Origin of the sequence: Dysgonomonas gadei ATCC BAA-286, from assembly GCF_000213555.1 — a bacterium.
Taxonomy (GTDB): domain Bacteria; phylum Bacteroidota; class Bacteroidia; order Bacteroidales; family Dysgonomonadaceae; genus Dysgonomonas; species Dysgonomonas gadei.
On record NZ_GL891993.1, the window covers coordinates 37,286 to 49,557 of the forward strand.

Consider the following 12,272-nt stretch of genomic DNA (forward strand, 5'->3'; position numbering starts at 1 on the left):
GATGAGTCGGCCTCATCTCTTAAATTACGTTTAGTATCTAAATTGCCGGGACTTCTGAAAATGAGCTACCCGACAATTCGCTAACAGAAAAAGAAAGTAAACGATCAAAAAACTAAAAATGGCAAAATTAGAATTCGACCAATTATTAGACGCTGGTGTACACTTCGGTCACTTGAAGAGAAAGTGGAACCCGGCAATGGCTCCTTATATTTTTATGGAGCGCAATGGTATCCACATCATTGACCTATATAAAACAATAGCTAAGACCGAAGATGCTGCTGCTGCTATGAAGCAGATCGCTAAATCGGGCAAAAAAATATTGTTTGTTGCTACAAAGAAACAAGCAAAACAAGTTGTTACAGACCTGGCCCTGTCAATAAATATGCCTTATGTGGTAGAACGTTGGCCGGGAGGTATGTTGACTAACTTCCCTACAATCCGTAAGGCTGTGAAGAAGATGTCGACTATCGACAAAATGGTGAAAGACGGAACTTTCGATACTCTATCGAAAAGAGAAAGACTTCAGGTTACACGTCAGCGTGCTAAACTTGAAAAAACATTAGGTTCTATCCAGGATCTTACACGTCTTCCATCTGCACTATTCGTAGTGGATGTGATGAAAGAACACATCGCCGTAAGAGAAGCAAACCGTCTCGGAATACCTGTATTTGCAATGGTAGATACAAACTCTAATCCGGATGATATCGACTTCGTAATCCCGGCAAATGATGATGCTGCCAAATCTATCGAACTTATCCTTGGAAGCCTTTGCGATGCAATCAAAGAAGGTCTTGAGGAAAGAAAGATCGAAAAAGCGGATAGCGCAGCTGCAGAAGCTCAGGATGAAGAAGGTGCTCCAAGAAGAGAGCGCAAAGCGAAAGTCGGCGCAAAGAAACCTGTGGTTGAAAAAGAAGACCAGGAGGCTATCAATGCGGCTGTAGCAAGTAAATTTGCTAAAGGAGACGAAGAGTAAATAAAGTTTAATAGACTAAGAATTAGCCTCTAAGAGCATTCTTAGAGACTATTTCTTGGTCTTTTCTTTTCTAAGTATAATTATAAACCAAAAATAAAAGGAGAAAAACATGGCAATTTCTATGGCAGATATCCAACACTTGCGTAAAATGACAGGTGCAGGTATGATGGATTGTAAAAATGCTTTGACTGAAGCAGAAGGAGATTTTGATAAAGCAATCGAAATAATTCGTAAAAAAGGACAGGCTTTTGCTGCAAAACGTGAAGACCGCGATGCAACAGAAGGTTGTGTGTTGGCTGCAACAAACGGCGATTTCGCTGCAATAGTAGCAGTAAACTGCGAAACTGACTTTGTGGCAATGAACGGCGATTTCGTAGGTATGACTAAGTCGATACTTGATGCTGCATTGTCTAACAAACCTGCTGATATAGATACACTGAAAGGTATTAAGGTCGGAGACCGTACTATTGCAGAGCTTGTAACTGACAGAATGGGTGTTACAGGTGAAAAAATGGAACTGAACGTGTATAAGCAAATCACTGCTCCTACAGTAGTAGCATATGTTCACCCGGGTAATAAGCTGGCAGCTGTCGTTGGTTTCAACAAACCGAATGTTGATGAGCAGGTAGCTAAAGATATAGCTATGCAAATCGCTGCTATGAGTCCTGTTGCTCTGGTACCGGAAGAAGTTTCGGAAGAAATAAAAGAAAGAGAACTTAAGATTGCCCGAGAAAAAGCTGTTGAAGCAGGCAAACCTGAAAACTTAATTGACAGGATCGCTGAAGGCGCATTGCAGAAATTCTACAAAGAATTTACACTTCTTCAACAGGAATTTGTGAAAAACCCTAAGCAAACAATAGCTCAGTATCTTGCGCAACATGATAAAGAGCTTGCTGTTACAGGTTTCCAACGTTTTACGTTGAATGCTGAGTAATCAGATTTAAGATATTCGATATAGAGAAGTGCAATCAGAGATGGTTGCACTTTTTTGTTTGGCTTTTATTCTTATTTTTGTTTGTTGATAACCAAGTGTGAATACTATGAGATACCTAAAGCAAATTTTACTGTTAGTTCTGATAATTGCTACTATGGCCGGTTGCGAAACGGTCGCCAATATGTTTACCTATAAAACCACTACTGTAGCATTTGTGGAAAATCTTTTGAATGAGAAATATGATGAGGCTGTTGATCAGATGGCTGTAGATAAGGATGACTTTGGAGGGGCTGATCTGGATACATTAAAACTTAGATTGGCTGATTTTCGACATCATATCGTGAAACAATTTGGTACGGAGTTAGATTACACCTTTATGAAAGCTGAGAAAGTGAGATCGACCATAACATCTGATAATACGCCTGCCGGTACAACTGATGCTTACATTCAATTTTCAAATAATGATTACTTCGGAGTTTTTAAAGTTTCTTTCGATGATGAGTCAGGAAAGATTAAGTTTATAAATGTACTCGATATAAAAAAGATTATACCGTCTATGTTTTCGTTTTGGTTGATAGGGTTGATTGCAATCCTTATACCGGCCTTTAATATATATGTGATTGTACAGATAAAGCGGAGTGATCTGAAAAAGAAATGGATAAAATACATTGCGGTTATTTGCCTGAATGTACCTACAATAGCATATTCGGCCATTCATGGTTTTTCATTTCAGTTATTGCAGTTCCAATTGCTTTTCGGGTTTGGTTTTAGTCTTATGGGATATCTGAATTGCGTATGGACAATAGGTATACCTATAGGCGGATTGTTTTGGCTATGGCGGCTGAATGAGCGCAAAAGGCTGATGTATGAACCAGATACGGCATATACGGAGGATATAGAAAGGAAACTTCCGTCCGAATAGAATTCTTTATATAAAAGTTTATCTATGTATATAGTTGATAGCCTTTTGTTGTTAGCTGATAGTTCTTTGAAAAAGTGATTAGCAAATGAATGAAAAAGTGTAACCTTTGTTACTTTTTAACATACCTTCGAATTAACAATAGGCGAATGTTTATTCGCCCCTACAAAAGAGAATAAAACTGTTACTTTTGTTACCTTCTAACAAGTAATAAGTTTTGAGTAATGAGTTTTAGGTTGAAGAACTGTATTTCTGTTAACTGATTACTGTTGACTGTTAACTGAAAAATGTGTTGCTTCTGTTACTTTTTAACTATATATGGTTAATAAATGTGGATAGTAAATTGTGTAAATCATCTCCTGATGATAATAAATATTGTTAACTACGAAGCGTCTGCTTTTAACTGAAAAAACTGTTACCTTTGTTACCTTTTTTAGATACAATGACTGCAAAAGATATACAAAAAGAACTCGAATCATACTCCACGCAGGAGAAAAAAGAATTTTTGCCTTACTTTTTCAAGACAGGAAAAGGGCAGTACGGCGAGGGTGACAGGTTTATCGGGGTTGTAGTGCCTGATACCCGCAAAGTGGCGAAAAAATACAAGGATATTCCATTCCCGGAAGTTACCAAGCTATTGGAGAGTGAATATCATGAATGCCGTCTTTGTGCATTGCTTATTCTTGTAGAACGCTTTAAGAAGGCCAAAGAAACAGAACGTAAAGAAATCTGTGATTATTACCTGTCGAAAACTCGATATATCAACAATTGGGACTTGGTAGACCTGAGTGCAAAAGATATAGTAGGGGAATATCTTGTGGACAAAGACCGCTCGGTGCTTTATATCCTGGCAGAGAGTACATTGCTTTGGGATCAGCGTATTTCTATTCTGGCTACTTTCGCTTTTATAAGACGTGGTGATCTGGATGATATATTCGCTTTATCTGAAAAATTACTGTGCCACAAGCATGATCTGATGCATAAAGCTATTGGCTGGATGCTGCGTGAAGCCGGTAAAAAGGATAAAGATAAGTTGTGTTCATTTCTCGATCGTTTTCATAAGGAAATGCCGCGGACAATGTTACGCTATTCTATAGAGAAGTTCCAGCCTGAAGAACGGGCACATTATATGAAGAAATGATCAATTACCATTCGCATACATTATCTAACGGTCTTCGCATTGTACATAAACCAATGGAAGGAAATGTCTCTTATTGCGGCTTTATCGTGAATGCCGGGACACGTGATGAAACCCCAGAAGAGTATGGCATGGCTCATTTTGTGGAGCATATGTTGTTTAAGGGGACAAAGAAACGCCGTTCTCATCACATAATCAATCGTATGGAGCATGTAGGGGGAGAGCTGAATGCTTATACGAATAAAGAAGAGACGGTTGTTTATGCCATATTTTTGGAGCAGCATTTCGAACGGGCGTTTGAACTGTTATCCGATATGACTTTCCATTCCCGGTTTCCTCAACAGGAGATAGATAAGGAAGTCGAAGTCATTATAGATGAAATACATTCTTATGAGGATAATCCTTCGGAACTGATATTTGACGAGTTTGAGAATCTTGTTTTCAATGGTTCCCAGATAGGTCACAACATTTTGGGAGAACCCGATACGCTGTTAAACTTTGATACGCAGAAAGCTAGAGCCTTTGTTGACCGGTTTTATGTACCGTCCAATACCGTTTTCTTCTCGTTAGGAAATACAAACTTTAAGAAAGTTGTGTATCTTGCCGAAAAGTATCTGTCTGATCTTCCCGGTGCTGTATGTCCGAATGGACGTTTGATACCTGCCGAAATAAAGCTGGAAAAAAGGATTGAAAATAAGGAGACATCTCAGGTGCATGCTTTGATAGGCTGTCGTTCGTATTCGATGTTTGATCCCAATAAGAAAGTCTTAAATCTGTTGAATAATATGTTGGGAGGGCCGGGTATGAATAGCCGCCTGAATATTTCGCTTCGAGAGAAAAAAGGGTATGTATACAGCGTCGATTCTACTGCGACGGCTTATACCGATACCGGTATTTTATCTATTTACTTCGGATGCGACAAGCGTAATGCTGATAAATGTATAGATCTGGTACACAAAGAACTGGAGAGGATAAAGAATGATAAATTGAGTACATCACAATTGTCGATAGCTAAAAAACAACTGATAGGACAGATCGGTGTAATGAGTGATAATCATGAAAATATGGCACTGTCGCTTGGAAAGAGTTTTTTTCATCACAATCATTATAATACCCTTGAAGAAACATTTCGTAAGATTGAATCTATAACAGCAGAACAGATACAAGCTGTGGCAAATGAAATTTTTGAGGAAAATAGACTCTTTAGTTTATTATATAATTAATTCTTTTAACTTTGTGGAACGATATAAGCTTTATGAAAACAGTATCTAGAATATTTTTACTTGTCGGTTTGTTAGTTTTGGTATCTTCCATAGCGAATGCTCAGACTATAAGAAAACGTTTGACCACAGATCTCCTGTTCGGTTTCAACTTTGCTACAATGGATATCAAAGGAGCAAACATGTATAAAGAGCCTAAGGTTGGTTTTACGATAGGTGCTAATGTAAACTTTAAAATACTGCATAATATTCAGCTACAATCAGGTCTCTATGTAACAAAGAGGGGACTTAAACAGCATATCCAGAGAAGTGAGTATAATACAGCTATGGATGTTGAATATTATGGCGATACTCTTCGTAATACAGCAGCAGACTATTTGCAGATTCCATTAGGCCTTGGATATGAGGTGTATCTGACAAAACATTTTGCAATAAATTTCAATGCCGGAGGCTACGTTGCGTACGGCTTTAAAGGTAAGAACCGGGGGGAGGCCTATGCTACAACTATAAAGGATGGTGTTGTACAAGGTACACAAATTACAATACCCTCATATGAAGAAGAAACATTTGCTTTGAGAAAATGGAATCGATGGGATTACGGAGTCTTGGGACGGGTAGGATTGATATATGATATATGGACGATAAACCTGACCTATGAATATGGTTTTCATAATGTTGCCGATGATGGACGGGACTTGAAAAACCGTAATATGTCGGTGGCACTAGGATTTCGCTTCTAAAAATATAGATAGTGTGACTATCCCGGAGGAACTGATATTCAGTTCTTTCTTTGTTTCTATCAGGTTCCTATGATGCTGCAAATCAGAACTTTTATCTGTTCATTTTGTTTTATATTTACAGAATAATCAATAATAAGTACGATATGGAAGATTTGGTAAAGAGACTTCAGGTTGAAGTCGGACTCACAGAGGAGGAGGCAATTAAGTCTATATCAGTAGTAAAAGACTATATGGATAAAGAAGGTCTTGATATAGATTGGGAGAAATTCTTTAAAGGTAAGAGTGAAGATTTTATAGAGAAGGCCAGAGAGTTATTCACAAATGTCTCGAAGCAAACTCAGAGCTATACGGATAAAATAGTGGATAAAGTAGATAGCTTTGCAGATAAAGCAAAGAAAAGCGCTCATGACCTGAGCCAGAGAGCTGCAGACTTTTTTGATGAAAAGTGATCCAGGCCTTTAATAAAAGGCTGAAATAAGGTAAGAGGAGAGAATCTATTTATCCTCCTTTTTCTTTTCTGCGGTTTGATTGGGATTCAGAGCGTCCAATATTAGCTTATCGTATTCATAGATATCATCGGCGTAATACAGTGCCTCGTCGTCAGGATACATAAATGCAGTATAATAATCAATGAATAAGGATATCTTATTGTCCTTATCGATATTGATAATATCGGGTAGTTTCTTTAGTTTCTGCTCTTTAAGCAACTTCTTACCTTCATCAGATACCGGAGGCTTATTTATGCTATGGTAAAGCTGGTCTTTATAAACCTCAGTTATAGGTGAAGCGCAGAAAAATGCAAGGTCGAAAGGCTTCTGTACTCTCACGCAGCCATGACTAACGGCCCTGTTTTTTCTGTTGAATGCGAGTTTACTGGGAGTATCGTGAAGATATACAGAGAATGCATTGTTGAACATGAACTTCACCAGGCCAAGTGAGTTTCCTCCTCCCGGATCTTGTTTGATAGTATAAGAAAACTTACTGGGGTTGACATCTTCCCAATCGATTGACGATACATCTACTTCCTTACCGCCCTTGTATAGTTTCATGTTATGTCGTTTGATGTAAGTAGGATCTTTTTTCTGCAATACAGCTACTTCTTTTTGAGCAATACTTGCCGGTACATTCCATATGGGATTGAGGTTCATATAGCTAATATCGCTTTGGAGAAGAGGGGTTTTATTCCTTACCGAACCAACGCATACTCTGGATATCAGAGGCAGGCTGTCATTCTTAGTATTATTGGCAACTAACATGGCAGCAGCCACATTTACCTCTATATGTTTATAATGTTTTGCTTTAGCCCGTTTCCAGCGATACCTTTCCATATTTGCCCGTATCTTAGCAAGGTAATATTCAAAAGGTCTGTTTAGTGCGCTTATAGTTAGTTTACCAACTTCTGCTTCTTCCGGATATGAATTCCTTCGTCTGAAAGTATTTATTGCAGCAAGCAACTCTTCATCCAGCTTTATGTGGAGACTGTCACTACTTATCGAATCTGGTTTATATTCTCCGGTCAACATAAGCCTGCCTGCAATGTCTTTAATGTGTTTACTCTTATCACCGAGTTTATAGGTAACATCACCTGAAGTTATCTCTTTAAAGCCTGTTTCTTGTATGGTTCTTAAAAGCTTATACTCTTCTCTCAACCTTAGATAGATATCCTCTGACGGCTGTGAATTGAGTACAGCCGAAATGGGATCCTTTTTTATCTCAGCATATAGATTATTATAGAATAAAGAATCGGGAGCAGAGGTAACGATATCATAATCTTTCTTGTACAGGTTTTTGGGATCGGTAAAGCCGTATTTCATCCCTGTAATATACTTTATGGCAGACCTGGTCGATGTCTCTTCCAAAGCGATCATTATCTTATACACTGTATCCAGATTATTAACAAAGGTGCCAGAGTCTATTGCATCTGCCATCATTTTTATTCTTGACGAAGAAAATAATTCGGGAGACAATCCATGCTCTTCAACCTGATTCAAAATATCAATAAACGTATATAATCTTTTTGTATCGAGTGTGTCATGTATCCATACGGGATTGAACTCTGTAGTAGTATATATTGATTTTAATACGGAATCATTAGTCGTATGGGCTTTTAGTGACTCTTGTAATATGCGGAGATCAAACTCCGGATAGTTTCTTGCAAATTTGGATTGGAGAACCTCTTTTTTGTCAGATTCGCTGACTTTTGTATGTTCTTTCTTTTTACAGCTAACTATAAAAAATGAGAATATAAGGAAAGAGAACCAAAGGAAATACTTCATGAAGGCTGATGATGTGTCAAGTGTGTAATTCGTTCTATTATTTCGACACAAAAGTAATAAAACTTTATAAAATGACAATATACAAAATAGGCTTAACAAAGTAAAGTTGTAATCAAATCTTGAAATATTTATCTATAAGTAAACAATCAGAAAATAAGGGTTGTTGATAAGGAGTTCTTTGAAAAATTTATATGATACCATTTACAGTAAATAGTAGTTCTTTTTTATAAAAATCCACATCAGCCGGATAAAAGCAAAAAGGCTATTCCGTGTTGAAATAGCCTTTTATAAAAACAAAAATTATTATTTTTTCACACCGTTGCGAATCAACAATGCATCCACAGACGGTTCTTGTCCCCTGAATTTGACATACAGGCTCATCGGCTCTTCTGTATTTCCTTTTTCGAGGATATTTCTACGGAACGATTCTGCTGTTTCTTTGTTGAAAATTCCGGTCTCTTTGAACAAGGCGAAAGCATCTGCATCAAGTACCTCAGCCCATTTGTATCCATAGTATCCGGCTGCGTATCCGCCCGAGAATATATGTCCGAATGAAGGGGACATAGCGCTGCCATCTACCAGAGGCAGAAGAGCGGTCTTAGCCATCGCTTTACGTTCGAAGTCGATCACATCGCCTGTATATGGCTGTGTAAGCGTGTGCCAGGCCATATCCAGATATCCGAACGATAGTTGACGATAGCACAGATAACCGGCATTGTAGTTGGCTGCGTCCACAAGTTTTTTTACCAGTTCGGCCGGTATTTTCTCACCTGTTTTGTAATGTACGGCAAACTTATCCAGATATTCTTTTTCTGTCAGCCAGTTTTCCATTATCTGAGAAGGCAGTTCTACAAAATCGTGCAAGACATTGGTTCCGGATAAAGATTCGTAAGTGCATTTTGTTAGCATACCGTGCAATGCGTGTCCGAACTCATGCAGGAATGTTTCTACTTCATCAAAAGTAAGCAGCGCGGGGTCTGTACCGGCAGGGCGGGTAAAGTTCATTACAATAAGCACCTGCGGACGGGAATCTTTATCTTTTTCTATGTATTGGCCTTTAAATTCTGTCATCCATGCACCCTGTCTTTTTCCTTCACGAGGATGGAAATCTGTATAAAGCACGGAAAGGAAGTTGCCTTTTTCGTCCAATACATCAAACGCTTCTACTTCAGGATGGTAAACAGGAATTTTTGTATTCTTTCTGAAAGTGATGCCATACAAATCGGTAGCCAGGCCGAATACGCCTTTCTTTACATTTTCCAGTTCGAAGTATGGACGTACCAGTTCGTCACTGACACTATATTTGGCATCTTTCAGTTTTTCGGAATAGTATGACCAGTCCCAAGGCTGAAGATCTATATCTTTATTTTCCATGCCTACAGCGAAACCTTCGACCATTTTCACATCTTCGCGGGCAGCTTTGGTATAGGCATCGAACAGATTATCGAGCAGCTCATATACATGCTTCTTATCCTTAGCCATTTTGTTGCGCAATACATAAGTTGCATAATCGGAATAACCCAGTAGATTGGCGATTTCCATACGGGTTTTGGCGATTTCTTTTACATTTTCCTGATTGTCGAATTCACCGCCTGCAGCACATTGAGTAGTATATGCCTTATATAGCTTTTCCCGGAGATCGCGGCGTGAAGAGTATTTCATAAATGCAATATAGCTTGGCGCTGATAAGTCAAATAACCATCCTTCTTTATTCTTAGACTTGGCTTTAGCTTCAGCAGCATCTATCGCTATTTTAGGAAGTCCGGCTAGGTCTGATTTATCGGTCAGTAACATTTCGAATTTGTTGTTCTCTTTCAATGCATTTTGTCCGTAAGTAAGCGTTAACTGGCTCAATTTAGAAGATAATTCCTTATAGGTGTCCCTGTCTTTACCGGTGAGCGTAGCCCCTCTGTTTTCGAATCCCTGATATGTCTTTTCCACCAGACGGATCTGCTCAGGATTAAGATTGGATTCGAATCGTTTGTCATATACAGCTTTCACTTTCTGAAACAGCCCTTCGTTTAGATTGATTTCATTCGAGTGTGCCGAAAGCTTCGGTTGTACCCGTTGGGCTATTTGCAGCATTTCGTCATTGCTTTCCGCACTCAGCAGATTGAAGAACACTGATGTAACACGGGACAGAAGTTTCCCTGATTCCTCCAGTGGTACTATTGTATTCTCAAAAGTAGGGACAGCCCTGATCATTATTATCTTGTTTATCTCCATAGTATGGTCTTTGATACCTTTCTCTATGGCAGGTTCGTAATGTTCATTTTTTATTTTATCGAACGGAGGTGTATCGTAAGGCGTTTTATACGCCGAAAAGAACGGGTTTTGAGCTTGAATTGTTGTCATCGCTATTATTAATAATAAAATAGATAATATGAGTTTTTTCATATAAATCAGGGGTTTTAAAGTTAAAAAGTAATAGATGGAATTAAATGATATATCTTCGGTACAATTTAAACTGTGACTAAATTGGTCTGTGACTCTAGCCTTGTTGTAAACTGTTATCTCTTATAGATTGTTCACAGCATGAATTATCTCCATTGAGTAACTTCATCTACAGAGAAACGTACTGTATCTTTACCTTCTTCCGCAGCTTTCCCTATAGATAAAAGCAATATGGGAATATATCGTTTCGGATCAAGTTCGAGGGCTTCGGTCAACTCTTTACGCAAAAATCCACCTATAGGATTGGTGTCATATCCGTAATTTTTAGCGGCAAGCATCAGTTGCATTGTCACAAAGCCACAATCGAGCAGGATGGAATTTCTTAGCCTTTCTTCTGTATAACCTGCACCATAACCAGTCATGATCTCCAGCATTTTGTCTTTATGTTCCTGTGTCATTAAGTCATATTCCACATTGGCCGACAGTATTTTATCGGCAGAGGAATAATTGTCCATGTCGCCATAGATGGCTATTATAGCAGATGAGGTCTCCCATTGCAGCTGGTTAAACATCATATATGGCTTTATCAATTCTTTGCCTTCTTTGCTGTCGAAGATGAAAAAACGCCAGGGTTGCAAATTGAATGACGAGGGCGCAGTCATTGCATCTTGCAGGATATCGGACATTTCCTCTTTACTGATTTTTATCGACGGATTATATTTTCTGATTGAAGTGCGTTCTGTAAACAGATTGTTGGCCTGATTCTTAACTTTCTTTAATTGCATAGTTCTCTTTTCGAATTAATAGACTAAGACAAAGGTATAAAAACTAATCTAAAAACTTTATCTTTGCCCATTAAATAAGATAATTGCGGGGATTGAAGGGCTTGAAAAAGTTCTCTTGCAGGATATACTTTTTTTTAAGTTTTTTCGTTATTAATTAAATTAAGTTACAGATATGATTTAATGTTATGTTTTCTAATCATAACTGATGATTGTAGCTTTACTTATCAAAACAATAAATAGGTCAGCGACCTTAATATAATAGAGTTATGATTGACTATATAAAAGGTGAAATCACGGAATTAACCCCGGCCTCAGTCACCCTTGAAACCTATGGCGTAGGATATTTTATAAGTATATCGTTGAATACATATTCAAACCTGACAGGTAAGAAAAGTGCACAACTTTTTATTTACGAAGCTATAAGAGAAGATGCTCACCAGTTATTCGGTTTCTTTGACAAACAGGAACGAGAGCTTTTTATGTTATTAATAAGCGTTTCGGGTATCGGAGCCAGTACCGGGCGTATGATATTGTCTTCGATGAACACACAGGAACTCGCGAACGTTATTGCTTCTGGGAATTCTGATATGTTGAAAACCGTTAAAGGAATTGGTCTGAAGACGGCACAACGTGTGATAGTAGATCTGAAGGATAAGATAAAAGTAAGTGGGATAGAGCAGGTTGATATGTTTGCATCGGGACATCCGTCAGGGGAAGAAGCGGTAGCAGCATTAGTTATGCTCGGGTTTACCCAGCAGGCATCTCAAAAAGTTGTGGCTAAAATATTAAAGGATAAGGCTGATAGCACCGTCGAGCAGATTATAAAGACAGCGTTGAAGATGCTCTAAGTATGTAGTGTATTTTAACTTAGCAAGGCAATAGATAGGTTTGCG

11 protein-coding genes are annotated in these 12,272 nt (G+C 38.3%); 8 read left to right on the forward strand and 3 right to left on the reverse strand.

Annotated elements, in window-relative coordinates:
- Window positions 1-118: 118 nt before the first annotated feature.
- The 7 genes from rpsB (at window position 119) to HMPREF9455_RS19490 (ending at window position 6,373) form a co-directional block, all read left to right on the forward strand.
- Window positions 119-973, forward strand: a complete 855-nt coding sequence (gene rpsB / locus HMPREF9455_RS19460) for a 30S ribosomal protein S2 (RefSeq protein ID WP_006801470.1) — start codon at window positions 119-121, stop codon at window positions 971-973.
- Between the two features lie 109 nt (window positions 974-1,082).
- Window positions 1,083-1,907 (forward strand): translation elongation factor Ts, encoded by an 825-nt coding sequence (gene tsf, locus HMPREF9455_RS19465; protein ID WP_006801471.1) that lies wholly within the window; start codon window positions 1,083-1,085, stop codon window positions 1,905-1,907.
- Window positions 1,908-2,013: 106 nt separating this feature from the next.
- Window positions 2,014-2,829, forward strand: a complete 816-nt coding sequence (locus tag HMPREF9455_RS19470) for a hypothetical protein (protein ID WP_006801472.1) — start codon at window positions 2,014-2,016, stop codon at window positions 2,827-2,829.
- A gap of 439 nt (window positions 2,830-3,268) precedes the next feature.
- The gene (locus HMPREF9455_RS19475; RefSeq protein WP_006801473.1) at window positions 3,269-3,967 is read left to right on the forward strand and encodes a DNA alkylation repair protein; all 699 of its coding nucleotides are present in this window, start codon (window positions 3,269-3,271) and stop codon (window positions 3,965-3,967) included.
- A complete protein-coding gene (locus HMPREF9455_RS19480; RefSeq protein ID WP_006801474.1) occupies window positions 3,964-5,187 on the forward strand; it encodes a M16 family metallopeptidase in 1,224 nt (407 codons plus the stop codon). The genes HMPREF9455_RS19475 and HMPREF9455_RS19480 overlap by 4 nt, the downstream gene beginning before the upstream one ends.
- Window positions 5,188-5,219: 32 nt before the next feature.
- Window positions 5,220-5,924 (forward strand): porin family protein, encoded by a 705-nt coding sequence (locus tag HMPREF9455_RS19485; protein ID WP_044216837.1) that lies wholly within the window; start codon window positions 5,220-5,222, stop codon window positions 5,922-5,924.
- 143 nt (window positions 5,925-6,067) lie between these two features.
- Entirely contained in the window at window positions 6,068-6,373 is a 306-nt protein-coding gene (locus HMPREF9455_RS19490) for a hypothetical protein (RefSeq protein WP_006801476.1), read from the forward strand.
- Window positions 6,374-6,418: 45 nt separating this feature from the next.
- Here HMPREF9455_RS19490 and HMPREF9455_RS19495 read toward each other — a convergent pair whose 3' ends face one another.
- The 3 genes from HMPREF9455_RS19495 to HMPREF9455_RS19505 all read right to left on the reverse strand — a co-directional run bounded on the left by HMPREF9455_RS19495 (window position 6,419) and on the right by HMPREF9455_RS19505 (window position 11,379).
- Window positions 6,419-8,200, reverse strand: a complete 1,782-nt coding sequence (locus HMPREF9455_RS19495; protein ID WP_006801477.1) for a L,D-transpeptidase family protein — start codon at window positions 8,198-8,200, stop codon at window positions 6,419-6,421.
- Between the two features lie 303 nt (window positions 8,201-8,503).
- Entirely contained in the window at window positions 8,504-10,597 is a 2,094-nt protein-coding gene (locus tag HMPREF9455_RS19500) for a M3 family metallopeptidase (RefSeq protein ID WP_006801478.1), read from the reverse strand.
- A gap of 143 nt (window positions 10,598-10,740) precedes the next feature.
- Window positions 10,741-11,379, reverse strand: a complete 639-nt coding sequence (locus tag HMPREF9455_RS19505; RefSeq protein ID WP_006801479.1) for a nitroreductase family protein — start codon at window positions 11,377-11,379, stop codon at window positions 10,741-10,743.
- 266 nt (window positions 11,380-11,645) lie between these two features.
- Between HMPREF9455_RS19505 and ruvA the strand changes: the two genes are divergently transcribed.
- Complete coding sequence (ruvA, locus tag HMPREF9455_RS19510) at window positions 11,646-12,227, forward strand: Holliday junction branch migration protein RuvA (RefSeq protein ID WP_006801480.1); 582 nt, start codon at window positions 11,646-11,648, stop codon at window positions 12,225-12,227.
- Window positions 12,228-12,272: the final 45 nt, after the last annotated feature.

What these genes read in the sequence shown, in the direction of transcription:
- rpsB (WP_006801470.1), top strand. Translation starts at nt 119, where the DNA reads ATGGCAAAATTAGAATTCGACCAATTATTAGACGCTGGTGTACACTTC.
- tsf (WP_006801471.1), top strand. Translation starts at nt 1,083, where the DNA reads ATGGCAATTTCTATGGCAGATATCCAACACTTGCGTAAAATGACAGGT.
- HMPREF9455_RS19470 (WP_006801472.1), top strand. Translation starts at nt 2,014, where the DNA reads ATGAGATACCTAAAGCAAATTTTACTGTTAGTTCTGATAATTGCTACT.
- HMPREF9455_RS19475 (WP_006801473.1), top strand. Translation starts at nt 3,269, where the DNA reads ATGACTGCAAAAGATATACAAAAAGAACTCGAATCATACTCCACGCAG.
- HMPREF9455_RS19480 (WP_006801474.1), top strand. Translation starts at nt 3,964, where the DNA reads ATGATCAATTACCATTCGCATACATTATCTAACGGTCTTCGCATTGTA.
- HMPREF9455_RS19485 (WP_044216837.1), top strand. Translation starts at nt 5,220, where the DNA reads ATGAAAACAGTATCTAGAATATTTTTACTTGTCGGTTTGTTAGTTTTG.
- HMPREF9455_RS19490 (WP_006801476.1), top strand. Translation starts at nt 6,068, where the DNA reads ATGGAAGATTTGGTAAAGAGACTTCAGGTTGAAGTCGGACTCACAGAG.
- HMPREF9455_RS19495 (WP_006801477.1), bottom strand. Translation starts at nt 8,200, where the DNA reads ATGAAGTATTTCCTTTGGTTCTCTTTCCTTATATTCTCATTTTTTATA.
- HMPREF9455_RS19500 (WP_006801478.1), bottom strand. Translation starts at nt 10,597, where the DNA reads ATGAAAAAACTCATATTATCTATTTTATTATTAATAATAGCGATGACA.
- HMPREF9455_RS19505 (WP_006801479.1), bottom strand. Translation starts at nt 11,379, where the DNA reads ATGCAATTAAAGAAAGTTAAGAATCAGGCCAACAATCTGTTTACAGAA.
- ruvA (WP_006801480.1), top strand. Translation starts at nt 11,646, where the DNA reads ATGATTGACTATATAAAAGGTGAAATCACGGAATTAACCCCGGCCTCA.